The organism is Streptococcus parasanguinis, from assembly GCF_023109675.1.
GTDB lineage: Bacteria > Bacillota > Bacilli > Lactobacillales > Streptococcaceae > Streptococcus > Streptococcus parasanguinis_I.
The window spans coordinates 10,804-35,457 of sequence record NZ_JALDUR010000008.1 but is presented as its reverse complement, the minus strand read 5'-3'; the positions used below and the strand labels follow the sequence as shown (position 1 = coordinate 35,457).

Here is a 24,654-nt window from a genome sequence, read left to right as displayed (position 1 = left end):
AGAGCGGGGGATTTTTGCTATTTGGGTCCAAAACTCGTTTTTTCATAAAAAATTAGACTTTTTTTCAGAAATTGTGTTATTTTTATAGCATTCCGAGCTATTTTATGTTACCCTATAGTGTGTGAATCTGCCTGTAGCTGAAGGGTTATGATCCTTTTTCAGTTATAGGAAACGAAAAAATAAATCCAAGAAAGGAGGCCATCTCAAATGGAGTTAGAAGGTGACGTGCAAGGAAGACAAGATCAGGCACAGAAAATTATTGAAATGCCCCAACGCGATCGGGAAGCTTCCACTTCAGAAAATCAGCCATCATCTGCTTCGGTGGTCTCCATGTATGGGCAGGAAAAGCCAAGCATTTCTAGCCTCCATCAGCAACTAGCGAGCGCGTCTGGGACCCAGACCATTCAATTGCGGGAGGAATTGGTGCTAGCGGTAGCGCAGAATGCTTCAGCGCAAGCAACTGCCTTTGAGGCAGAAGTCAAGGATAAGCTGGAAGAGGCCAAGGAGACGGTTTCCCATAAGGTCGCTGAGGTGTCACAAATGGCCCACAGCATGGCCCAATTTTTAACAGATGCAGAAGTGGAGCAACTATTAGGAGAGTTCTCCATGGATACTTGTTGGGACCAAGCGGTAGAGGCGGAGAACCTCGCCCAAGCAAAGGCCTACTCTACTCGCTTGTCAGATTTGGCAGGTCAGCTGGAGGCTGCTTCAGCTCAATTGGTGGACTTGGACAAGGGACAAGCGACGGCCTTTGATTTTTCATAAGTAGGAGAAAAAGATGTTAGAGATCCTGGGAGAGGACAGAGAACGAATTGAGGAGCTCCATCGAGAGATTAAAAAGGAGCAAGAGCGGATTGCGATCAGAAGTTTGATTGCAACGCAAAAAGCCTTGATGATGTTGGAAGGGATGAGTTTGCAGGTAACCTTGGGCGGTCAATCTGAAAAGATGCGCTCTTTTGCTACAACGACCCTAGTTAGTGATTTGAAAGATGGATTTACAGGAGGAGCAGCGGACGCGGTAGAAACAGCACTGAAATCAGTGAAGAAACCGATTTTATTGAGTCCGATTAAAGGAGGTATGTGATGTACCATTCAGGAAATAGTGAATTAGAACAACTAGAAGATCGACATTACCGCTTCAATCAAAAGCTTAGCGAGTTGGAGTGGGATTATGCGGATATGCGTATGGATGTCCGCCAACATACAGAAAATTTAGTGGACTGGCTGAGTGCCTTGCATTTTCAAGCGCCAAGTGCGGAGGCCCAAAGTGGCTTGGAGCGTTTATTTGCCTTGCAAGAAGAGTTTGAGGCAGAACTCAAGCGCTATGAAGAGCGTTTAGAAGAAGAGCGTGAGCGCGAGCAGCAAGAGTACTATAAGCAGCGTCAACAATTAGAACAAGGTGATTGAAACATTCCTCTGGTAGAGATAAGAGGAATGTTTTTGTTTGCTCAAAAACTTTTAAAAATGTGCTCATAAATTCTTGCAAGTGCTTACTTAGTATGTTATAATATTCACAAAGAAACGAAAATAAAATGGTTTTATCAAACCAACAAAAAAGGAGTCGCTTATGAAAGCTGCAACTTATGTATCTGCAGGCAATCTGCAACTGATTGACCAACCAAAACCAGTGATCAAAAATCCAACGGATGCCATTGTGCGTGTCTTGAAGACAACCATCTGTGGGACAGACCTTCACATCCTAGGAGGAGATGTTCCGGCTTGTAAAGAAGGCACGATTTTAGGCCACGAAGGAATCGGGATCGTCGAAGAAGTCGGCGATGCAGTGAATAACTTCAAGGTGGGCGACAAGGTTATCATCTCTTGTGTCACAGCTTGTAATACCTGCTACTACTGTAAACGTAGTTTGCCTTCTCACTGTGAAGATGGTGGTTGGATTTTGGGTCACTTGATCAACGGAACCCAAGCAGAGTATGTCCACATTCCACATGCGGATGGTAGCCTTTATCATGCGCCTGAAACGGTGGATGACGAAGCCTTGGTTATGCTCTCAGATATTCTCCCAACCTCTTATGAAATTGGGGTGCTTCCATCTCATGTAAAACCAGGTGATAATGTCTGTATCGTTGGAGCTGGTCCGATCGGTCTTGCAGCTCTCTTGACTGTGCAGTTCTTCTCACCAGCTACGATTATCATGGTGGACTTGTCTGAATCTCGTCTTGAAGCAGCTAAGAAATTTGGAGCAACTCACACCATCTGCTCCAGCGATATCGCTGAAATCAAGGCCTTTATCAATGAAGTGACCGAAGGCCGCGGTGTCGATATCTCCATGGAATGTGTGGGCTATCCTGCTACTTTTGATGTCTGCCAAAACGTCATCTCTGTCGGTGGACACATCGCCAATGTCGGTGTCCACGGAAAACCGGTTAGCTTCAATTTGGACGAATTGTGGATCAAGAACATTACCCTCAACACCGGTCTTGTCAATGCCAATACCACTGAAATGTTGCTCAATGTCTTGAAATCAGGCAAGATCGATGCGACTAAGCTCATCACCCACCACTTCAAACTCTCAGAAGTCGAAAAGGCCTATGATGTCTTTAAACATGCGGGTGAAAACCATGCTCTCAAGGTGATTATCGAAAATGATATCAGTGAATGAAGTGGCAACTAATATTTGTTCATAGTTTTTTTAGACGGACCAGAGATATTCTGGTCCTATTTTCAACCCCAAAAAGCCAATGATTCCTTGCAAAATAAATTTGTTGTCTTATAATAGAAGTACAGAAAACGATTACATAAAGAGAAAGGTGTGATCTTATGAAACGGTTTTGTTATCATCGTGAATTCTGGATGGACTTCCATTTCTGGATCTTGGTCTTGCTTTTAGCGGCTGTAGCTTTGACGATGCGGGCTCCGCTTTCGGTAGCTAGCCTGGCTTATCTTGCTTTTGTCGGGATTTTGATCCTTCTTCAGGTCTTTCAACCGGCTGTATCGACACGTCAGTATCCAGAAGGTAGCTACCATTTCAATTGGACCTTTTATCGTGATACCCGACTGTATATCAATCTCTTTTTATTAGCAGGTCTCTTGGCAGGCCCAATGGCTTCATCGGATATGGTCTATTGGATTTTGCTTGGAGCCGTCGTCGGCTCTATCGGCTTTGTATTTGTCGTAAAGGAAAAAGCGACTCAAAAGATGGCCTAAGGAATCACCATGTCCTAGATCTCTGAAACTAGTTTCAGAGATCTTTTTATTTTCCCCTAAAATGTGAAACTATAATCCAATTGCACGATTAATATTGTAAGCGCTTTAAAAATAGATTATAATCAATTTACAAGTACTCGAGTTGCCTTATTATCAAAGGAGAAGGAGTTATGTCAAAGATTACAAAAGATGAACTGATTGAACAAATCAAAGACGGCATCATTGTTTCTTGTCAAGCCCTCCCTCATGAACCGCTCTATACAGAAGCAGGAGGAGTCATTCCTCTCTTGGTCAAAGCGGCTGAGCAGGGTGGAGCTGTCGGGATCCGAGCCAATAGTGTCCGGGATATCAAGGAAATAAAGGAAGTGACCAAGTTACCGATCATTGGGATTATCAAGCGTGACTATCCACCGGAAGAACCCTTTATCACGGCTACTATGAAAGAAGTCGATGAGTTGGCAGCTTTGGATATCGCGGTCATTGCGCTTGATTGTACAAAACGGCCGCGTCATGATGGGCTTTCGATTAGTGACTTTATCCATCAAGTCAAAGAGAAATATCCAGACCAACTCTTGATGGCTGATATCTCGACTCTGGAAGAAGGATTGACAGCTGTCGAAGCGGGAGTGGACTTTGTCGGAACGACCCTTTCGGGCTATACGGACTACAGTCCAAAGGTTGATGGTCCAGATTTTGAACTGATCCATCGTCTCTGCCAAGCAGGAGTAGATGTCATCGCAGAAGGCAAGATCCACTACCCTGATCAGGCCAAGAAAATCCATGATCTCGGGGTTCGCGGTATCGTCGTAGGTGGTGCCATTACCCGACCAAAAGAGATTACAGAGCGCTTCGTCGCAGCCTTAAAATGAGAAAACAAAACAGTAGATTGAAGGAGGAGGAGACCGAATAGAGAGTAGTCGAATCTGAAACATGAACAAGAATAGGCGTCCTCATTGAGGATAACCCCCTGTAAGAGTAATCTTACCGCAATCGTGAGGAGAAATCACATGAAAATGAAAAAAGTATTGTGCTCGTTGGTAGCTGGTGCAGCTCTTCTAGCACTCGCAGCCTGTGGCTCTGGCGGAGGATCAAAATCAGAATCTTCTGGAGGAAATTCTGGTAAAACAGAAATTACCTGGTGGGCATTCCCAGTCTTTACTCAAGAAAAAGCAGATGATGGTGTCGGAACCTACGAAAAATCAATTATTGCAGCTTTTGAAAAAGCGAATCCAGATATCCACGTGAATTTGGAAACGATTGACTTCAAGTCAGGTCCTGAAAAGATCACAACGGCTATTGAAGCAGGAACTGCTCCGGATGTACTCTTTGATGCACCTGGACGGATCATTCAGTATGGTAAAAATGGAAAATTGGCTGATTTGAACGATCTCTTTACCGAAGATTTTGTCAAAGATGTCAATAATGAAAATATCATTCAAGCCAGCAAGGCAGGTGACACAGCTTACATGTATCCAATTAGTTCAGCACCATTCTACATGGCGATGAATAAGAAGATGCTCAAAGATGCAGGCGTGTTGGATCTTGTCAAAGAAGGCTGGACAACAGACGACTTTGAAAAAGTCTTGAAAGCCTTGAAAGACAAAGGCTACACACCAGGATCACTCTTCAGTAATGGTCAAGGTGGAGACCAAGGAACTCGTGCCTTCATTGCCAACCTTTATGGCGGTTCTGTTACTGATGAAAAAGTAACCAAGTATACAACAGATGATCCAAAATTTGTCAAAGGTTTGGAAAAAGCTTCTAAATGGATCGATGACGGCTTGATGATGAATGGTTCTCAATTCGATGGTGGAGCAGACATCCAAAACTTTGCGAATGGTCAAACTTCTTACACTATCTTGTGGGCACCTTCACAAAACGGTATCCAAGCTAAATTGTTGGATGCAAGTAAGGTTGAAGTAGTAGAAGTGCCATTCCCATCTGACTCAGGCAAGCCAAAATTGGAATACCTTGTCAATGGATTTGCAGTCTTCAATAATAAAGATGAAAAGAAAATTGCTGCTGCTAAGAAATTTGTACAGTTCATCGCAGACGACAAAGAATGGGGTCCAAAAGATGTTGTGCGTACAGGAGCCTTCCCAGTTCGTAGTTCATTTGGTAAGTTGTACGATGACAAACGGATGGAAACCATCAGCACTTGGACAAAATACTACTCACCATACTACAACACGATCAACGGTTTTGCAGAAATGCGGACCCTATGGTTCCCAATGTTGCAATCTGTTTCAAACGGGGATGAAAAAGCAGAACCAGCTTTGAAGACCTTTACTGAAAAAGCAAACGAAACCATTACGAAAAAATAATCAGTCTATGAAGCGGACCTAAGTCTTTCATAGAAACGAGAATTTGCAGGCCCCTTCGAATCCGTATCTCTCTTTTTGGAATGGAACGAAGGGGTCTTCATTCTTTCTGGATCTTCTTTTCTTAAGTCGTAAGATATGTTTAGAAAAGAAAATAGAAAAAGAACACTAGGAGGTGCCTTACTGTGAAGGTAAACAAAATCCGAATGAGGGAGACGCTCGTTTCCTACGCATTCCTAGCACCCATTTTAATCTTCTTTACGGTCTTTGTCCTAGCCCCCATGATCATGGGCTTTGTGACAAGTTTCTTCAACTATTCTATGACATCCTTTAAGTTTGTCGGCTTAGAAAATTATTCCCGCATGTTTGCGGATAAGGTCTTTGTCAAGTCCTTGATCAATACCGTTATTATCGTTATCGGATCCGTTCCGATCGTGGTATTGTTCTCCTTGTTTGTGGCTTCTCAGACCTACCATCAAAATGCCATTGCGCGTTCTTTCTACCGTTTCGTCTTCTTCCTTCCTGTTGTTACAGGGAGTGTAGCGGTAACGGTTGTGTGGAAATGGATCTATGATCCGCTATCAGGGATTTTGAACTTTGTATTGAAATCTGGACATGTCATCAACCAAAACATTTCTTGGTTGGGGGACAAACACTGGGCTTTGATGGCCATCATCATTATTTTGTTGACCACTTCAGTTGGTCAACCGATCATCCTCTACATTGCGGCCATGGGAAATATTGACAATTCACTTGTAGAAGCCGCGCGTGTGGATGGTGCGACAGAATTTCAAGTTTTCTGGAAAATCAAATGGCCAAGTCTATTGCCAACAACCTTGTACATTGCGATCATTACGACCATTAACTCTTTCCAATGTTTCGCCTTGATCCAATTGTTGACATCCGGTGGTCCGAACTACTCAACGAGTACCCTTATGTACTACCTCTATGAAAAAGCCTTTAAACTCTCTGAATACGGTTATGCCAACACCATGGGTGTCTTCCTTGCGGTGATGATTGCCATTATCAGTTTTGCGCAATTCAAGATCCTCGGAAACGACGTAGAATACTAAAGAAAGGAGCCTCAGATGAAACCAACACAAAAGAAACCCATCACTGCCTTTACAGTGATTTCAACGATCATTTTGCTCCTTTTGACAGTCTTGTTCATTTTCCCATTTTATTGGATTTTGACAGGGGCCTTTAAGTCTCAGCCAGATACCATTATGATCCCACCTCAGTGGTGGCCAAAGACACCAACCATGGAAAACTTCCAACAGTTGATGGTACAAAACCCAGCCCTACAATGGTTGTGGAATAGTGTCTTCATCTCCCTTGCAACCATGCTTTTGGTGTGTATGACCTCTTCCTTGGCAGGTTATGTCTTGGCTAAGAAACGCTTCTATGGGCAACGAATTCTCTTTGCTATCTTCATTGCAGCCATGGCCCTTCCGAAACAAGTTGTCTTAGTTCCATTGGTACGGATTATCAACTTTATGGGGATTCATGATACCCTTGCAGCGGTTATTCTACCATTGGTTGGATGGCCATTCGGGGTCTTCTTGATGAAGCAATTTAGTGAAAACATCCCAACAGAACTCTTAGAATCTGCTAAGATCGATGGTTGTGGAGAGTTGCGAACTTTCTGGAGCGTTGCCTTCCCAATTGTCAAACCGGGATTTGCAGCCCTTGCCATCTTTACCTTTATCAACACCTGGAACGACTACTTTATGCAATTGGTAATGCTGACCTCTCGGCAAAACTTGACCATTTCCTTAGGGGTAGCAACCATGCAGGCCGAAATGGCCACCAACTATGGCTTGATCATGGCTGGGGCAGCCCTAGCTGCAGTGCCAATCGTTACGGTCTTCCTCGTGTTCCAAAAATCCTTTACACAAGGGATTACCATGGGAGCGGTCAAAGGATAAGTCGTTTGCTTGGACAAACGATAGTTGTGTACAGATCGGTTTTCTAGGCTGAGAAGTATCGAAAGGATGAGAATATGATATTTGATGATTTAAAAAACATCACCTTTTACAAAGGAATCCACCCCAATCTGGATCAGGCCATTGACTTTCTCTATGAGCATCGGAAGGATTCTTTTGAATTGGGGAGATACGATATTGATGGGGATAAGGTCTTTCTCGTCGTTCAAGAAAATACCCTCAACAAAGCAGAAAATGATCGCTTTGAACACCACAAAAGATATGCCGATTTGCATCTATTAGTAGAAGGGCATGAGTTTTCGAGTTATGGATCTCGTGTGACAGGTGAGGCTATCGCATTTGATGAAGCATCGGACATCGGTTTTGTCCATTGCCAGGAGTCTTATCCGCTTCATCTAGGCTATCATAATTTTGCGATTTTCTTTCCAGGGGAGCCTCACCAACCCAATGGCTATGCAGGGCAAGAAGATATAGTGAAAAAATATCTATTTAAAATTGCGATCGATTGATCACGTTAGAAAGGAGTGCCTATGTCATCTAAGGGAGCAGGATTGATCAAAACCGTTTTTAACACGGACAATGTAGTGATGCGTATCAGTGAGAAGGTCCTCGACTTAGTAACTGTTAATCTTTTATTTGTGCTAAGTTGTTTACCAGTTCTCACACTTGGAATTGCGAAAATTAGTTTGTATCAGACCTTATTTGCCATTAAGCACCAGCGTCGAGTTCCGGTGATTCGTAGTTATGCGAAGGCTTTTCGGGACAATTGGAAAATAGGCTTGCAACTAGGAAGTTTAGAACTGATTGTTGCAGGTATTTGTCTCTTTGATTTATTCTTATTTTGGGGGCAAACTTCCCTAGCTTTCCAAGCTTTGAAAACCATTTGTTTAGGCCTCTTTCTCTTTCTTGTGTTGATCTTATTGGCTGCTTATCCGATTGCGGCTCGCTACCAGTTGGATTGGAAAGAGTGTTTGCAAAAAGCTATGATTGTGACAGGCTTACATTTTCCTTGGTTCTTTGTCATGGGAAGTGCTCTCTTGCTTCTATGTATGGCTCTTGCAAGCTCAGTTTTAGCTTTCCTATTGGGGCTCATGATCTTTTTCTTGTTCGGCTTTTCAAGCTTGGCTTTTGCACAAGTTGGATTAATGGAAAAGATTTTCGCCCAGTACCAAGAATAAAATGAATTTATTAGTGACAAAAGGAGAAAAAATGTCAGATTTAAAAAAATATGAAGGAGTCATCCCCGCTTTTTACGCCTGCTATGATGACCAAGGAGAAATTAGCCCGGAGCGGGTACGTGCGCTGGTAGAATATTTTATCGCGAAAGGTGTGCAGGGCTTGTATGTCAACGGATCCTCTGGCGAATGCATTTACCAGAGCGTGGCCGATCGCAAGCTGATCTTGGAAGAAGTGATGGCAGTAGCTAAAGGGAAATTGACCATCATTGCTCACGTAGCCTGCAACAACACCAAGGATAGCGTGGAATTGGCACGACATGCGGAAGAATTAGGAGTGGATGCCATTGCGGCCATTCCACCGATCTATTTCCGCTTGCCAGAATACAGTGTGGCCCACTACTGGAATGAAATCAGTGCAGCCGCACCCAATACAGACTTTGTCATCTACAATATCCCGCAATTGGCAGGGGTCGCTTTGACACCGAGCCTTTACAAGGAAATGTTGAAAAATCCACGGGTGATTGGTGTCAAGAATTCTTCGATGCCTGTTCAGGACATTCAAACCTTTGCTTCTTTAGGAGGCGATGACCATATCGTCTTTAATGGTCCAGATGAACAATTCTTAGGTGGCCGTCTCATGGGAGCGCATGCTGGGATCGGTGGCACCTATGGTGCGATGCCAGAACTTTTCTTGAAGCTCAATCAGCTGATTGCTGAGAAAGATTTAGAGACTGCGCGTGCCTTGCAGTTTGCCATCAATGACATTATCGGAGTCTTGACGTCTGCTCATGGCAATATGTATGCGGTCATCAAAGCGGTTTTGCGCATCAATGAAGGTTTGGACTTGGGATCTGTTCGCTCCCCTTTGACGCCAGTAGTAGAAGCGGATCAAGAAGTGATTCAACGTGCTGCTCAACTCATTCAGGACACAAAAGCCAGATTCCTTTGATCAAAGGAGGTCTAGATGAATCCATATGTTGTAATTGATATCGGAGGGACCAGTATCAAGTATGGTCTAGCCGATGCAAAAGGGCAACTCCTAGAGACCCATGAAATGCCAACGGAGGCCCAAAAAGGAGGACCTCACATTCTTAACACAACAAAGGAAATCGTAGCCAGTTATTTGAAGAAGCATCCCTTGGCAGGGGTTGCGATTTCTTCGGCCGGAATGGTAGATCCTGATAAGGGAGAAATCTTTTATGCTGGACCGCAAATTCCCAACTATGCAGGCACCCAATTCAAAAAAGAAATCGAAGAGACCTTTCAGATCCCTTGCGAGATTGAAAATGATGTCAACTGTGCCGGTCTTGCAGAAGTCACAACAGGTCATGCAAAAGGATCGAACAATGCTGTTTGCTTGACGATTGGGACAGGGATCGGTGGTTGCCTCTTGCTTGATGGTCAGGTCTTTCATGGCTTTAGTAATTCAGCTTGTGAGGTTGGCTATCTTCATTTGCCAGATGGTGCCTTTCAGGATCTAGCTTCAACGACGGCTTTGGTCGAGTATGTGGCAGAACATCATGGAGATCCTGTGGAACAGTGGAATGGCCGCCGGATCTTCAAGCAGGCAACTGAAGGAGATAAAATCTGTATGGCTGGAATTGATCGAATGGTGACCTACCTTGGCAAAGGACTGGCCAATATCGCCTATGTGGTCAATCCAGAGGTCATCGTTCTTGGAGGGGGAATTATGGCCCAGGAAGCCATCCTCAAGCCTAAAATCTATCAAGCCCTGTGTGCCGAACTGGTTCCTAGCCTAGCAGATAAGATCCGTTTGGAATTTGCCCACCATCAAAACGCCGCAGGTATGTTGGGGGCCTACTATCACTTTAGACAAAAACATGGAACATAAAACAAGTCGCGTTGGCGACTTGTTTTTGATTCATCAAAAAAAGCATGAAAGATGAAGAAAATCTGATCTTTCATGCTTTTTAAATAGGGAGCCCATATTAAGATTTTCGAGAACGTTGACTAGAAAGCTTTTTGTTTTCCCAGTAGCTATTAAAGACAATTTCCTTTTGTTCTCGGCTTTTATTAAGGAAATGAGCATAGATCAAATCGACTACAATGAGGAGTGGTAAAATAGCAGAGATTCGATCGATATAAGTACTACTAGGAAGAGGTGCGGCCGGTAACACTTCTGTGAATCCTTGGTGGATGGCCGCCGGGTTAGCGGTCACAAGAACAGTTTTAGCCCCTTTTTCTTTGGCGTCCAGGAGACTATCTGTAATGGAGTTGGTGCCTCCTGACAATGAGAAACCGATGACTAAACAAGAGGAATCGAGAATACTGGTCGTCCAAGCAAAGCCGTCTTGATCAGTCAGGGCTTCACAAACGACGCCCAATCGCATAAAGCGCAATTTCATTTCTCGAGCGACTAATCCGGAACTACCGATCCCGAAGAAATAGACTCGGTCTACTTGATCGATTAGTTCAGCTACCCGATCTAATTGGGAATCTTTTACCAGACTTTCAGTGACGTTACTGATATGGTGGTAGCGTTGCAAGACGCTGAGAGTGAGTTCGTCATGCTCTTGCACTTGTTTTTGATTCTTTGTTTCCTCATTAAAATGATAGACAAACTCCCGATAGCCGGAAAAACCACATTTTTGAGAGAAACGCGTTAAAGCTGCCTTTGAGACATGGAGTAACTCCGTTACACGAGAAGAGGACAGGGAGTGCTGTCGTGCTTCGGATGATAAAAAATATTGGGCAATGTCGCGTTCCATATCTGTTAACTCAGCTTCATGGCTGGCGATAATGGCGCGTAAATCTTGGTCTTGTTTCACAGCAATCCTCCTTTCTCACGAGATGAAATAACAGGATACTCCTATAATATATTACACATTATAACATGGGTAACCGCTTTATTCAAGTAAAAGAAATCAAGAAATACTGAAACTAGGAACAGGATAGGAGAAAAGAAGAGAACGCTACCAATCTTGGCAGTAGGGGCTTGTTGCTTGTCCACAATTTTCTGAAAATTGCTGGTTGAGCCTGAACAAACGATATGAATTGTGGTATAATTTAAGATAATTGTACTGTTGTTGGAAGAACAATAGTTGAATAAGGAGGTGTGACGATGTCGAATGCAACACTCGAGATGATGCAAGAGATCGAGCAAGCTGCTCAGGGCGTGATCGTAGGCTATGAAGCTCAAGTTGAACAAATCCGAACGGATTCACGCGATCGCCTTGCAACAGTGGCCCAGCATTACGATGAGGAAACCAAGCAATTGGTCACAGAGGCAGAAAAAAACGCCCAGGAAAGACTCGTCCGTTTAACGAAAGATCTGGAAGAAACGGTTGCGCGCAATGATGCCAAGGTACAAGAGGCGATGACCGACAAGCGAGCTGGGTTAGTTGAAGCCATTGTAGAAAAGGTGGTAGCAAGCTATGGCCGTTAGTCAGATGCAAAAACTGTCCCTCATCTTACCCAAAGATGACTTGGACAGTCTCCTACTAGCGCTACAGTCTGAGGCAAAAATCCAGATTTATGACCTCAGTGAGCATGAAGAATGGCAGGCTGCCTTTGAGGCAAATACCTTGTCTCAACCCTTGACAGAGGACAATCGTCAAGCCTTGGTAGAGCTACAAAAACGTCAAGAACAAGTCGAAAAAATGATTCAGACTCTAGAGCCCTACATGCCTGAGAAAAAGGCCCTGCAAGCTCTGAAGGAAGAACCTTTAAGTTTGTCTTTTGATGATCTGCAGGCCCACGGGATGATTCGAGACGAGGATCTTCTATTGACCAAGTTGAAACGCCAAATGCGCGTGTTAGACAAGGCTCGCCAGAAGATTGCAGATGCAAAGGGAGAGATCGAACGCTTAGAAAAATGGCGACCGTTAGAGGTGACACCAACAGCCCTTGCTACCTTTCACTATGTGCATGGTTTGATTGGGACCATCCCTAATAGCGATACAGACGCTGTTCGTTCTTCTTTAAAAGCTCATCCTGAGCTGGAGTTAGAAGAAGTCTTTACGTCTGAAACCGAACACGGCTATGTCATCTTGTATCGTTCGGGAGATCGTGTAGCTGTTCAGGAGCTTCTGGAAGAACATGGGTTCAAAGAATTGGACTATGAAGAAGAGCAAGTCCCAGCCGCTTACTTAGATCGCCTAGAAGGGGAAATCAAAGAGCAGGAAGCTGTCGTTGCAGCAACCCTAGCAGAGTTACAAAACTCCCAGAAGGAGTTGGACCAACTCAAGTATCAGATGGATTACTTGTTGAGCTTGGGAGCTCGTGAGGAAGTCAAGTCACTGCTAGCCAGCACGCAAAGTTTGGTAGCCTTAGAGGGTTGGATTGAAACATCCCAAGTGGCCTCGTTACGAGCCTTCTTGCAAGAAGGCTTTGGATCTCGGATCCTACTAGAGACGCGCGATGTAACGGAAAAAGATTGGGATGACGTTCCGATCCAGTTGCGAAATAGTGCCTTGGTAGAGCCTTTTGAATTAGTGACAGAGATGTATGCCTTGCCTAAGTATTACGAGAAAGATCCGACTCCGATCGTTTCTCTCTTCTACTTTGTTTTCTTTGGCATGATGGTCGCAGATATCGGTTATGGACTGTTGCTAACGGTAGCGACAGGGTTTGCCCTCAAAGCCTTCAAACTCAAGCCTGGGACAGCCAAGAATCTTCGATTCTTCAGTCTTCTCGGAATTTCAGTGGCCCTTTGGGGTGTGGTCTATGGCTCTTTCTTTGGATTTGAGATGCCTTTTGCCCTGATCAGTACGACCAGCAACGCTATGACCATCCTGATCCTCTCAGTGGTCTTTGGTTTTGTCACTGTCTTAGTGGGACTGTTCCTAGGGGGGATGAAAAATGTCCGCCTCAAAGACTACACGGAAGCCTATAATGCGGGCTTTGCTTGGGTTTTGATCCTACTTGGCTTAATGCTTCTAGCAGTAGGCAATATCTTGCCAGGGATGAGCGTCCTAGTTCCGATTGGCAAGTGGCTAGCTATTTTGAATGCCATTGGGATCTTGATTGTTTCCATTGTCAGTGCAAAGAAGCTATCCGGTTTAGCATCTGGTCTCTTTAACCTCTACAATGTCAGTGGCTATGTCGGAGACTTGGTCAGCTTCACCCGTTTGATGGCTTTGGGCTTGTCTGGAGCGAGTATCGGTTCAGCCTTTAACCTTATTGTCAATCTCTTCCCACCGCTTGGACGGTTTACGGTAGGGCTTGTGCTCTTTATCGTCCTACATGCCATTAACATGTTCCTGTCCTTCTTGTCAGGTTATGTGCATGGAGCCCGTTTGATCTTTGTGGAGTTCTTCGGTAAGTTCTACGAAGGAGGAGGCAAGCCATTTCGTCCTCTTAAACCTTCTGAACGCTATATTAAAACAAAAAAATAAGTATTATCTTTTATAAATAGGAGTATATTCATGGAATCTTTAGCATCATATTTTTCAGCCCATGGGGGCGCCTTCTTTGCAGCATTTGGTGTGGCGATCGCCGTTGCACTTAGTGGGATGGGATCTGCCCTTGGGGTTGGTAAAACGGGTCAAGCAGCAGCAGCGCTCTTGAAAGAACAACCTGAAAAATTTGCCCAAGCCTTGATTTTGCAATTGTTGCCAGGTACACAAGGTTTGTACGGTTTCGTTATCGGGATCTTGATCTGGTTGCAAATTAAGCCAGATATGCCACTTGAAACAGGGGTTGCTTACTTCTTTACAGCTCTTCCAGTTGCGATCGTTGGTTATTTCTCAGCCAAACACCAAGGAAATGTTGCGACAGCAGGTATGCAAATCTTGGCCAAACGCCCTGAAGACATGATGAAAGGGGTTATCCTTGCGGCCATGGTTGAAACTTACGCCATCTTGGCCTTCGTTGTGTCCTTCCTATTGACCCTACGCGTCGGCTAAGAGCTAGCTTTGATGGATTCGCCTCGCGAGGCGAAAAACACAAGACGCATGCAATAGGAGAAAAAACGATATGGATGAACAAACCCAATTAAAGGATTCGATCTTGGCCCAAGCCCATGAAAAAGGGCGTAAACTCTTAGAAGAGGCCAAGGAAACCATCCTAAAAGAAGAGACTGCACAAGAAGAGCGTTTGATCCAAGACAAACTCAATCAACGCTCCGAGCAGCTCAAGCGGATTCAACGTCAATTGCAACGTGAAACCCAACAAATCGAAAATAAAAAACGCCAATCAACCCTTGTCACCAAGCAACGAGTCTTAAAGGATCTCTTTGCAGATGCTTATGAAGCAATGGCGGCTTGGCCCCTTGAAAAGGAAATGCAGTTTGTAGATGCGATTTTAGACCGCTATCATGGACAAGTTGTGACCCTGACCTTTGGGGCGGTGAGTGCTAGCAAATTTGATTCAGCAGCTCTCGAGAGATTGAAGCAGACACATCAGAATGTGACAGTTGCAGATGCGACGATCCCAGCTCAAGCAGGCTTTGTCTTGTCGGTTGGGAAGATTGATAACAACTATCTCTACCGTGATTTGGTGGATTCCATTTGGGAGCAAGAAAGCTACCAGATGGCAGCCAGCATTTTCACAGATGAAGAGAACTAGGAGGTTGCAATGAGCGAACGGACCTATTCTCAAGTCAATACAGGAATCAGCGTACGTGAGGCTAGTTTTGTCAGTCCCAGTCAGTTCGAGCAGTTGCTTGCAAGTCCCTCAAGCGAGAGCCGAGAAGGCTTGCTACAAGGGACGCCTTATGCTCTAGATAGCAAAGAGATCAAGGATTTAGCAGCCCTTGAAGCCCGCCTGATGACAGCCTTGTTGGCAGAATACCAATGGGCTTTTGAGGTAAGCCCTCAGTCAGACCTGGTTAGCCTGTTTACCTTGAAATACACCTATCATAATCTCAAGGTTTATCTAAAACACAAGGCGACAGAGCGCAAGTTGGGGCACTTATTGATCCCTATCGGTCCTTATTCTCTCGATGTGCTCGAGCATTTGGTGGCGACCTTTTCTGCAGAGCATTGCCCAGCCTTTATGGCGGAAGAAGTGGCTGCAACCTGGCAAGAATTCCAAGACTATCAGGACTTGCGGGTCCTCGAAATTGGGATGGACTTAGCTTATTTTAAACACCTGAGATACTTAGGGGACAGCCTAGATCATCCGATTCTGAAGCAGTTGGTGGACGTGACCATTGACTTTTACAATGCGATTACAGTTAAGCGGGCCTTGGATCAGCAAAAACCGCATAGCTTTATGCACCAATTACTTTCAGATGAAGGGAGCCTCAGTGCCCATCAGGTGATCGACCTGCTAGAATCCGGTCAGTGGTTGACCTGGTTTTATCAAGTCAATCCGCTGGAGTACGATCTCGCCTTAGAGACTTATGAAGAAAAGATGCGCACCGGTCAACTAAAGACCGTAGAGTTGGAGTATTTAGAAAGCTTGGTGAAATTCAGTCTTCTAGACGCTGGCCGTTTTGAAGTCGATGGACCACTCCCTCTTGTTCGTTATCTTTACGGAAAAGAGTTAGAGGTGACCAACCTTCGTTTGGTCCTCTCTGGTTTGGACAATGGTTTTCCGCTAGCAGAAATCAAAGAAAGGATGAGACCGATTTATGGACAAACAGACCTATAAGATCGCAGTTGTGGGCAATCGGGACGCCATCCTTCCTTTTCGCCTGATTGGCTTTCAAACCTATCCGGTCACAGAGCCACAAGAAGCGATCAATACCCTGCGAAAACTCAGTCGGGAAAACTTCGGGATTATCTACCTGACAGAGGATATTGCTCAGGCTATTCCAGATACAGTGGCTTTTTACGACCAGCAGCTGACACCGGCTCTGATTCTTATCCCGACCCATAGAGGGACTACAGGACTGGGCCAACAGCGGATTCGTGATAATGTCGAAAAAGCAGTAGGACAGGATATTTTATGAGAACAAATGAATTTGGCCAAGCGATTGGCGATGCACTGCCGGATTTTACACCGGGGCGTCTGCCAGCTATTGAGCGGATCGAAGGTCGCTATACCGTGATCGAGCGCCTCTCAAAAGAAAAACATGGAGCAGATCTTTATCAGGTCTACGGGCCGGACTCTCCAGCAGCGATGTGGACCTTTCTATTCAAAGACCCTGCCCGCAATGAGGAGGAGTGGGACCGCTTATTAGATGATCTCATGACAGCCCAAGGTCGCTTTTACTATGCGATTGTAGACAAAGATTCAGGCAAGGCTTTGGGAACTTTCTCTCTCATGCGGATCGATCAAGCCAACCGGGTGATCGAAGTCGGAGCAGTGACCTATTCACCAGCGCTCCAAAAGACACGCATGGCTACGGAAGCCCAGTATCTGTTAGCGCGCTACGTGTTTGAAGATTTAGGCTACCGCCGCTATGAGTGGAAATGCGATGCCTTAAACCAAGCATCTCGCAAAGCAGCTGAGCGCTTAGGGTTCACCTATGAAGGCTGTTTCCGTCAGGCTGTTGTTTATAAAGGTCGTACCCGCGATACAGACTGGTTGTCTATCATTGACCAAGAATGGCCAGCTATCAAACAGCGACTAGAAGCCTGGTTGGATCCAAGCAATTTCGATGCCAATGGCCAACAAAAGCAATCTCTAAGAGAGATAGCACAAAAGTAAAACAAAGAAACAAAGGATTCCCAGGAGGAATACATGACTCAAGGAAAAATTATCAAAGTTTCCGGTCCCTTGGTGGTTGCATCAGGGATGCAGGAAGCCAATATTCAAGACATTTGCCGGGTCGGCGATCTTGGTTTGATTGGCGAAATTATTGAGATGCGGCGGGACGAAGCCTCTATCCAAGTATATGAAGAAACGTCTGGAGTCGGTCCAGGAGAACCAGTGGTCACAACCGGAGCTCCCCTTTCTGTTGAATTGGGACCAGGCTTGATCTATCAGATGTTTGACGGGATCCAACGCCCCTTGGAACGCTTCCAAGAAGTGACTGCCAGTGACTTTTTGGTTCGCGGGGTGCAAGTTCCAAATCTAGATCGGGACACCAAATGGGCCTTCGAGCCAAGCGTGACTGAAGGGACAGAAGTGGTCGCTGGAGACATCGTCGGTACGGTTCAGGAGACCAATATGGTGGAACACCGCATCATGGTGCCTTTTGGTGTGAGTGGACGTGTGACCAAGATCGCAGCAGGTTCTTACACAGTGGAAGAGCCAGTCTATGAGATCGAGCAGGCAGATGGCAGTCTCTTTACTGGAACCCTGATGCAAAAATGGCCGGTTCGTCGAGGCCGTCCCTTTGCACAAAAACTCATTCCAGTAGAGCCTTTGGTCACCGGTCAACGGGTCATCGATACCTTCTTCCCTGTGACTAAAGGTGGAGCTGCAGCAGTTCCTGGTCCTTTCGGAGCTGGGAAAACAGTTGTGCAACACCAGGTGGCTAAGTTTGCCAATGTAGACATCGTAATTTACGTGGGTTGTGGGGAACGTGGAAATGAAATGACGGACGTTCTGAATGAATTTCCAGAATTGATCGATCCAACGACTGGTCAATCCATCATGCAACGGACTGTTCTGATCGCCAACACTTCGAACATGCCAGTAGCGGCGCGGGAAGCTTCCATCTACACAGGGATTACCATTGCCGAATACTTCCGCGATATGGGCTACTCCGTTGCCATCATGGCGGACTCTACTTCTCGTTGGGCAGAAGCTCTTCGTGAAATGTCTGGTCGTCTAGAAGAAATGCCAGGGGATGAAGGCTACCCAGCCTATCTTGGTAGCCGGATCGCCGAATACTACGAGCGGGCAGGTCGGGTCAAGACACTTGGAACCACTGCGCGCGAAGGTTCGATTACCGCTATCGGTGCCGTTTCCCCTCCAGGTGGAGACATTTCAGAGCCGGTAACGCAAAATACCTTGCGAATTGTTAAGGTCTTCTGGGGCTTAGATGCTCAATTGGCGCAACGTCGTCACTTCCCAGCCATCAACTGGTTGAGTTCTTATTCGCTTTACCAAGATGAAGTCGGTCGCTATATCGATCTACATGAACAAATCAGCTGGTCTGAAAAAGTGACCCGTGCTATGAATTTGCTTCAAAAGGAAAGTGAATTGCAAGAAATCGTCCGCTTGGTTGGTCTAGATTCCTTGTCTGAAAAAGACCGCTTGACCATGAATGCGGCCAAGATGATCCGTGAAGACTACCTGCAACAAAACGCCTTTGATGAGGTCGATACCTATACCTCTTTCAGCAAGCAGGTGGCCTTGTTGACCAACATTTTGACCTTTGATCAAGAAAGTCAAAAAGCACTAGAATTGGGAGCTTACTTCACAGAAATCATGGAAGGAACCGTAGCTCTTCGAGACCGTATTGCCCGGAGCAAGTTCATCCATGAGGATCAGTTGGCAACCATTCAAGCCCTGAAAGAAGAAATCGTAGAAACCCTACACCAAATCGTCGCAAAAGGAGGAGTAGACAATGATCGTGATTAAAGAATACCGTACTGTCAGCGAAGTTGTTGGCCCCTTGATGATTGTCGATCAGGTCGAAGGGGTTCACTACAATGAGCTAGTTGAAATCAAGCTTCATGATGGAACGACCCGTCAGGGACAAGTTCTCGAAGTCCAAGAAGATAAAGCCATGGTCCAGCTCTTTGAAGGATCTAGCGGGATCAATTTGGAAAAAGCCAAAGTCCGCTTTACCGGACGTCCCCTAGAACTTCCTGTGTCTGAAGACATGGTCGGACGCATCTTTAACGGGATGGGCAAACCCATCGATGGCGGTCCAGAGATTATCCCAGAGAAATACTTGGACATTGATGGACAAGCCATCAACCCTGTTTCACGGGACTATCCAGATGAATTTATCCAGACAGGGATCTCAGCCATTGACCATTTGAATACCTTGGTTCGGGGCCAAAAGCTCCCAGTATTCTCAGGTTCTGGTCTTCCTCACAAGGAGTTGGCGGCTCAAATCGCCCGTCAAGCAACGGTTCTTAATTCTGAAGAAAACTTCGCCGTGGTCTTTGCGGCTATGGGAATCACCTTTGAAGAAGCCGAGTTCTTTATGAACGACCTTCGGGAGACAGGTGCGATTGACCGCTCGGTCCTCTTTATCAACTTAGCTAATGACCCCGCTATCGAGCGGATTGCCACTCCTCGGATCGCCTTGACAGCTGCCGAATATTTGGCCTATGAAAAAGACATGCACGTCTTGGTTATTATGACCGATATGACCAACTACTGTGAAGCCCTTCGGGAAGTATCCGCTGCCCGCCGGGAAGTTCCAGGTCGTCGGGGTTATCCAGGTTATCTCTATACCAACCTCTCAACCCTCTACGAACGTGCAGGACGCTTGGTTGGAAAGAAAGGATCTGTGACCCAAATTCCGATCCTCTCTATGCCAGAAGATGACATCACCCACCCCATCCCTGACTTGACAGGCTACATCACCGAAGGTCAGATTATTCTGTCCCGCGATCTCTACAATAGTGGTTACCGCCCACCGATCAATGTTCTTCCATCCCTTTCTCGTTTGAAGGACAAGGGTTCTGGTGAAGGCAAGACTCGGGAAGACCATGCGGCGACCATGAACCAGCTCTTTGCGGCCTACGCCCAAGGAAAACAAGCCAAAGAACTGGCTGTAGTGCTTGGGGAATCTGCCTTGTCAGATACCGACAAGCTCTATGTTAAATTTACAGACCGCTTTGAGCAAGAATACATCAACCAAGGTTTCACTACCAATCGGACGATTGAGGAAAGTTTGGATCTCGGTTGGGAACTCTTATCCATCCTTCCACGAACAGAGCTTAAACGGATCAAGGATGAGATGATTGACAAGTATCTGCCAAACAAAGAGGATTAGCCTATGGCACGATTAAATGTAAAACCAACTCGGATGGAGCTCAATATTCTCAAAGAGCGCCTCAAGACAGCAACCCGGGGGCACAAGTTGCTCAAGGATAAGCGGGATGAACTCATGCGTCGCTTTATTGAAGCTGTGCGAGAGAATAATCGTCTGCGCCAAAAGGTGGAGGCAGCGCTGGTGGGCAATATGCAAGATTTCGTGATGGCCAAGTCCTTGGAGAGTGACCTCATGGTAGAAGAAATCTTTGCCGTTCCCACTCGAGAAGTGATGCTACACATCGAGGAAGAAAATGTCATGAGTGTGCGCGTGCCCAAGCTCCATGCCCGTATCGATAATCCATACGGAGATGATGAAGGGGACGTGGTTTATAGCTACCTCGCCTCCAACAGTCAAATGGATAGCACGATCCAAGAAATGGGGGATCTACTCCCTGATTTGCTCAAGTTAGCGGAAATCGAAAAAAGCTGCCAACTCATGGCAGATGAAATCGAGAAAACCCGCCGTCGAGTGAACGGACTCGAGTATGCGACCATCCCAGACCTCAAAGAGACTATCTATTATATCGAAATGAAACTCGAAGAAGCCGAACGCGCCAACCTCGTCAGAATCATGAAGGTAAAATAAGATACATCAAGATACAAAGCCCGTAAAAAGCAAAGTGAAAATAGGGAGCAGGACAGAAGCACTGTTGTATAGAATGCTTCGTTGTCCTGCCCCCACAAGGCTGATTAGGATTTTTCCGAGCTCTTAAAGCGAGAGAAAAATCCAATCAGCTACTGTGTCTTTGAAGTTAGTACTATTACAGTTTGCGTTTATCACACAGCATTTAGGGCGTGTTCAGTTATAAGATACAAAGCCGTAAAAAGCTATGTTCAATTACTTAAAAAATACAAGAACCTCATCGAGGAACCGCTCCTTGATGAGGCTTTTTTTGCGCCCTCGAACTCTTCTTCCAGGACCCTAATTTTATGTTACTAGTTTGTAACAATGTGACAAGAAAGACGAAATGTTACAAGAAAAATACAGTTTTGTTAAATAGCCAAAAAGGCCTTTTATTATTTTTAAATTGTGATAAGATAGTATGGTAGTTAATTTGTCCAAGAAAATCTTGAGCAAAAAAACAAAGAAAAAAGAGGATAAAAGATGAAATTAAAAGTTAATACGAAAGCCTTGATCGCTTCAACAGTAGCTCTTGCAGTGATTCCATTTACAAAAGCCACTGCAGAAACACTTGAAGATTGGGTAGCTCGCTCAGTAGATGAAATCAAACATGATATCCAACAAAGCGGTGAAAACCAACAAACTTATACCATCAAATATGGTGATACATTGAGTTCGATCGCAGAAGCGCTTGGAATCGATGTTCATGTGTTGGCAAACTTAAACAACATCAGCAACATGGATTTGATCTACCCAGGTACTGTATTGAAAACAACAGTAAATGATCAAAAAGAAGTAACTTCAGTTGAAATCCAAACTCCTCAAGCAGGTGCGACAGATGCAACCGTTGCAAGTGCTGACTTGACAACAAACCAAGTGACAGTTGATGACCAAACAGTCGCTGTCAACGATTTGTCTAAACCAGTAAACGAAGATAACAAAGCTGTTCCAGTTGCTCCAGCAGCGGAAACTCAAGAAGCCCCAGCGGAAGCTCCTGTAGTTGAAGTACCAGCAGCAGAAACACCGGCACAACCAGCTGTTCCAGAAACACCTAACTACGGTGCTCCAGCTGTCAATGTTGAAGTACAAAATCAAGAAGTAGCGCCAGCTGCTCCTCAATCTGCTCCAGCAGCGGAAGCAGCTCCAGCAGAAGCTCCTGCTGAAACACCAGCTTCTGCTCCTGAAGCTCCAGCAGCACAACCAGCAGTAGAAACTGCTGCAGCACCTGAAGTGCAACCAGTAGCATCAACTCCAACAAGCGGAAATACTATTCCAACTGATCCAAATCTTCAACCTCAAGCGGAAGCTTTCCGTCAAGAAATTGCAGCGAAATTCGGTATCACAAACATCGGTGGTTACCGTGAAGGGGATCCAGAAGACCATGGTAAAGGACTTGCAGTAGACGTGATGGTTCCAACAAATTCAGAGCTTGGAGATCAAGTTGCACAGTATGCGATTGATAACATGGACCGTGCAGGTATCTCATATATTATCTGGAAACAACAATTCTACATGCCAGTAAATAACATTTACGGACCAGCTAATACATGGAATCAAATGCCGGACCGTGGTGGAGATACAGCAAACCACAACGACCACGTACATATCTCATTTAACGGATAATAAAACTTTGAACTAGGACAAGTGCCTAGTTCTTTTTTGTATGCACAAAAAAGGCCGGAAGACGAATCTTTCAGCCAGACGATGGTTATAAAATATGATCGACTTTTTCCACCTGATAAAGGGCAATCGCCATGATAATGGTTAAGACCAGTAGCATAAGAATGGCAGGTGTCCAAGAGTGGAAGAGAGATTTACTGTAGCCGAAGAGGATAGGACCAAAGGCTGCAAAGACGTAGCCTCCTGTTTGGGCAAGTCCAGAAAGTTGGGCTGTTTTTTCAGGTGTGCTGGATTTCATGGAGAAAGCGACCATGAGGTAAGGGAAGAGCGAACTAACGGAACTTCCAATCAGGGCATTTAATACCAACCAGTAGAAGAAGTTGCTGGTCGGGATTAAGAGCATGGCTACCCCCAGAATCCCTGCTCCGACAACAATCGCAAGCATCAAGTGTCGATTGCGATCGGATAACCGTGTCGTTAAACTTGGGATCGTCAAGGAGAACGGGAGACTGATCAGGGTGAAGACGGAGGCCAGTAGTCCAGATTCAACCTTTGAAAGGCCAGCTTGAACAGCCATGGTCGGAAGCCAGGTCATACTTGTGTAGAAAAGCAGTGACTGCAAGCCTCCGAAAATCATGATAGCCCAGACATATTTATTGGTATACCACTTGCTACTAGATTCCGTAGTAGCAGCCTTTTTGAGTCGGTGGTTGTAGCGAAGGTTAGGAATCCAGATGACCAAAGCAAGAGCACACAAGGCTGTCAAGATGTTGACCAAACCTTGCCAAGAAGTGGCTTTGGTGATCGGAACGGCCACAGAAGAGGCGATCGCTGTGGACATCCCCATAGAAGTGATGTACAAAGTGGTCAGAATGCCTAGTTGGCGGGGTCTGTTCGCTTGAATCAGGCTTGGAAGCAGCACATTGAGAAAGGCGATGCCAGCTCCAATCAAGATGGTTCCCAGATAGAGGAAGGGGAGGTTGATAATCCGAATGGCAGATCCGATCGTAATCGCGATCAAAACTAGGAAAAAGAGGCGCTCAATCCCCAACCTTTTAGCAAATTGAATCGCAAAAGGTGAGAAAATGGCAAAGGTGAGAAGTGGCAAGCTAGTCAATAGTCCCAGAGAGCTCACATCAACCCCCAAACCAGCTGCGATGTCAGACAAGACCGTCGGAAGCGTAGTAAATGGTGTTCGTAAAACAATCCCAAGCATAATGATGCCCGGGATGAATAGCTTAGAATGTGTTTTTTTCATAAATCCTCCTCAGACAAAAATTCTCTTCATTATAACACAGATTGAGCATAAATTGGAGTATTGATACAAATGAAGGAGAAGGAACGTAGTTCTCACTACCGTTCGAACTGCATCAACGTACCTAAGCTCGCTGATGTTCGCTAAGGGAATAAGGATCGTAGTTCTCACTGTCGTTCGAACTGCGTCAACGTACCTAAGTTCGTCTACGCCCCTATTGGACTTGACTCACTATGAATCGTAAGGAACGTAGCGTTCGAACTGCGTCAACATAACTAAGCTCATTAACGTTTGCTAAGGTACGTAGAAAAAGCCACCGGTTTTGGTGGCTCTTATAGGGAGATTATTATGAAAAAGTTTAGGATTTTCTATCAAACAAAGTTAGGAGGTCTTTATTTGATGGTTTTATTATAAGGCGGTTTGCTTAAAGAAAACTTAAGAAAAGGCGCTGTGTATGAGAATCGGTCTTAAGTCCGATAAAATGTATTAGCTAGCATCACAAATAAGCTGTGTTTTTATTTATAATAACTTTTTCTTTTTAAAGGATGTAGTTTCCGCTCTGCTTAAACTGCATCAATGTACCTAAGTTCACTAATGTTCGCTAAGGTAATAAGGAACGTAGTTTTCGCTTCGCTCAAACTGCGTCAACGTACCTAAACTCGCTGATGCTCGTAAAGGTACGTAGAAAAAGCCACCGGTTTTGGTGGCTCTTATAGGGAGATTATTATGAAAAAGTTTAGGATTTTCTATC

The 24,654-nt window shown here is 45.2% G+C and carries 26 protein-coding genes; 24 read left to right on the top strand and 2 right to left on the bottom strand.

The window, feature by feature from the left end; genetic code table 11:
* Positions 1–207: 207 nt before the first annotated feature.
* The 13 genes from M1G14_RS06910 (at position 208) to M1G14_RS06850 (ending at position 10,462) form a co-directional block, all read left to right on the top strand.
* Complete coding sequence (locus M1G14_RS06910; RefSeq protein ID WP_061590919.1) at positions 208–765, top strand: hypothetical protein; 558 nt, start codon at positions 208–210, stop codon at positions 763–765.
* Between the two features lie 13 nt (positions 766–778).
* A complete protein-coding gene (locus M1G14_RS06905) occupies positions 779–1,084 on the top strand; it encodes a hypothetical protein (protein ID WP_003002376.1) in 306 nt (101 codons plus the stop codon).
* Positions 1,084–1,407, top strand: a complete 324-nt coding sequence (locus M1G14_RS06900; RefSeq protein ID WP_003009394.1) for a hypothetical protein — start codon at positions 1,084–1,086, stop codon at positions 1,405–1,407. The genes M1G14_RS06905 and M1G14_RS06900 overlap by 1 nt, the downstream gene beginning before the upstream one ends.
* Positions 1,408–1,567: 160 nt before the next feature.
* Positions 1,568–2,620 (top strand): zinc-dependent alcohol dehydrogenase family protein, encoded by a 1,053-nt coding sequence (locus tag M1G14_RS06895; RefSeq protein WP_247913814.1) that lies wholly within the window; start codon positions 1,568–1,570, stop codon positions 2,618–2,620.
* Positions 2,621–2,778: 158 nt separating this feature from the next.
* Positions 2,779–3,165, top strand: coding sequence for an ABC transporter permease (locus tag M1G14_RS06890; protein ID WP_247926431.1), 387 nt, complete (start codon positions 2,779–2,781; stop codon positions 3,163–3,165).
* Between the two features lie 170 nt (positions 3,166–3,335).
* The gene (locus M1G14_RS06885; protein ID WP_003015341.1) at positions 3,336–4,034 is read left to right on the top strand and encodes an N-acetylmannosamine-6-phosphate 2-epimerase; all 699 of its coding nucleotides are present in this window, start codon (positions 3,336–3,338) and stop codon (positions 4,032–4,034) included.
* 138 nt (positions 4,035–4,172) lie between these two features.
* Entirely contained in the window at positions 4,173–5,489 is a 1,317-nt protein-coding gene (locus M1G14_RS06880) for an extracellular solute-binding protein (protein WP_003009408.1), read from the top strand.
* Between the two features lie 182 nt (positions 5,490–5,671).
* Positions 5,672–6,559 (top strand): carbohydrate ABC transporter permease, encoded by an 888-nt coding sequence (locus M1G14_RS06875; protein WP_003009412.1) that lies wholly within the window; start codon positions 5,672–5,674, stop codon positions 6,557–6,559.
* 15 nt (positions 6,560–6,574) lie between these two features.
* Positions 6,575–7,414 (top strand): carbohydrate ABC transporter permease, encoded by an 840-nt coding sequence (locus M1G14_RS06870; RefSeq protein WP_003002334.1) that lies wholly within the window; start codon positions 6,575–6,577, stop codon positions 7,412–7,414.
* Positions 7,415–7,488: 74 nt separating this feature from the next.
* Positions 7,489–7,941 (top strand): NanQ anomerase/TabA/YiaL family protein, encoded by a 453-nt coding sequence (locus M1G14_RS06865; RefSeq protein WP_003015325.1) that lies wholly within the window; start codon positions 7,489–7,491, stop codon positions 7,939–7,941.
* A gap of 21 nt (positions 7,942–7,962) precedes the next feature.
* Positions 7,963–8,610, top strand: coding sequence for a DUF624 domain-containing protein (locus M1G14_RS06860; protein WP_247926430.1), 648 nt, complete (start codon positions 7,963–7,965; stop codon positions 8,608–8,610).
* 31 nt (positions 8,611–8,641) lie between these two features.
* Entirely contained in the window at positions 8,642–9,559 is a 918-nt protein-coding gene (locus tag M1G14_RS06855; protein WP_037608222.1) for a dihydrodipicolinate synthase family protein, read from the top strand.
* A 15-nt stretch (positions 9,560–9,574) separates the two neighbouring features.
* Entirely contained in the window at positions 9,575–10,462 is an 888-nt protein-coding gene (locus M1G14_RS06850; RefSeq protein ID WP_247926429.1) for an ROK family protein, read from the top strand.
* A 97-nt stretch (positions 10,463–10,559) separates the two neighbouring features.
* Here the strand turns inward: M1G14_RS06850 and M1G14_RS06845 are convergent, their stop codons facing one another.
* Positions 10,560–11,399: a MurR/RpiR family transcriptional regulator gene (locus M1G14_RS06845; protein WP_070586617.1), complete on the bottom strand. Its 840-nt coding sequence runs from the start codon at positions 11,397–11,399 to the stop codon at positions 10,560–10,562.
* A 293-nt stretch (positions 11,400–11,692) separates the two neighbouring features.
* Between M1G14_RS06845 and M1G14_RS06840 the strand changes: the two genes are divergently transcribed.
* The 11 genes from M1G14_RS06840 (at position 11,693) to M1G14_RS06790 (ending at position 22,651) form a co-directional block, all read left to right on the top strand.
* On the top strand, positions 11,693–12,016 hold the full coding sequence (locus M1G14_RS06840; RefSeq protein ID WP_003015405.1) for a hypothetical protein: 324 nt from the start codon (positions 11,693–11,695) through the stop codon (positions 12,014–12,016).
* Entirely contained in the window at positions 12,006–13,967 is a 1,962-nt protein-coding gene (locus M1G14_RS06835) for a V-type ATP synthase subunit I (RefSeq protein ID WP_247926428.1), read from the top strand. The genes M1G14_RS06840 and M1G14_RS06835 overlap by 11 nt, the downstream gene beginning before the upstream one ends.
* Positions 13,968–13,997: 30 nt before the next feature.
* On the top strand, positions 13,998–14,477 hold the full coding sequence (locus M1G14_RS06830) for a V-type ATP synthase subunit K (RefSeq protein WP_003009435.1): 480 nt from the start codon (positions 13,998–14,000) through the stop codon (positions 14,475–14,477).
* Between the two features lie 70 nt (positions 14,478–14,547).
* Positions 14,548–15,138, top strand: a complete 591-nt coding sequence (locus M1G14_RS06825) for a V-type ATP synthase subunit E family protein (RefSeq protein ID WP_049507260.1) — start codon at positions 14,548–14,550, stop codon at positions 15,136–15,138.
* Positions 15,139–15,147: 9 nt separating this feature from the next.
* Entirely contained in the window at positions 15,148–16,167 is a 1,020-nt protein-coding gene (locus M1G14_RS06820; RefSeq protein WP_125826851.1) for a V-type ATPase subunit, read from the top strand.
* Complete coding sequence (locus tag M1G14_RS06815) at positions 16,148–16,468, top strand: V-type ATP synthase subunit F (protein WP_003009443.1); 321 nt, start codon at positions 16,148–16,150, stop codon at positions 16,466–16,468. The genes M1G14_RS06820 and M1G14_RS06815 overlap by 20 nt, the downstream gene beginning before the upstream one ends.
* Complete coding sequence (locus M1G14_RS06810; protein ID WP_049507257.1) at positions 16,465–17,169, top strand: GNAT family N-acetyltransferase; 705 nt, start codon at positions 16,465–16,467, stop codon at positions 17,167–17,169. Before M1G14_RS06815 ends, M1G14_RS06810 begins: the two co-directional genes overlap by 4 nt.
* Before the next feature lie 33 nt (positions 17,170–17,202).
* On the top strand, positions 17,203–18,993 hold the full coding sequence (locus tag M1G14_RS06805) for a V-type ATP synthase subunit A (protein WP_247926427.1): 1,791 nt from the start codon (positions 17,203–17,205) through the stop codon (positions 18,991–18,993).
* Entirely contained in the window at positions 18,980–20,365 is a 1,386-nt protein-coding gene (locus M1G14_RS06800) for a V-type ATP synthase subunit B (RefSeq protein ID WP_049485579.1), read from the top strand. The genes M1G14_RS06805 and M1G14_RS06800 overlap by 14 nt, the downstream gene beginning before the upstream one ends.
* Positions 20,366–20,368: 3 nt before the next feature.
* Positions 20,369–20,992, top strand: a complete 624-nt coding sequence (locus M1G14_RS06795; protein ID WP_003002380.1) for a V-type ATP synthase subunit D — start codon at positions 20,369–20,371, stop codon at positions 20,990–20,992.
* Between the two features lie 519 nt (positions 20,993–21,511).
* The gene (locus M1G14_RS06790) at positions 21,512–22,651 is read left to right on the top strand and encodes a LysM peptidoglycan-binding domain-containing protein (RefSeq protein ID WP_049523820.1); all 1,140 of its coding nucleotides are present in this window, start codon (positions 21,512–21,514) and stop codon (positions 22,649–22,651) included.
* An 85-nt stretch (positions 22,652–22,736) separates the two neighbouring features.
* On the opposite strand, the gene M1G14_RS06785 is transcribed toward M1G14_RS06790, so the two are convergent.
* On the bottom strand, positions 22,737–23,906 hold the full coding sequence (locus tag M1G14_RS06785) for a CynX/NimT family MFS transporter (protein WP_049523822.1): 1,170 nt from the start codon (positions 23,904–23,906) through the stop codon (positions 22,737–22,739).
* Positions 23,907–24,654 lie beyond the last annotated feature (748 nt).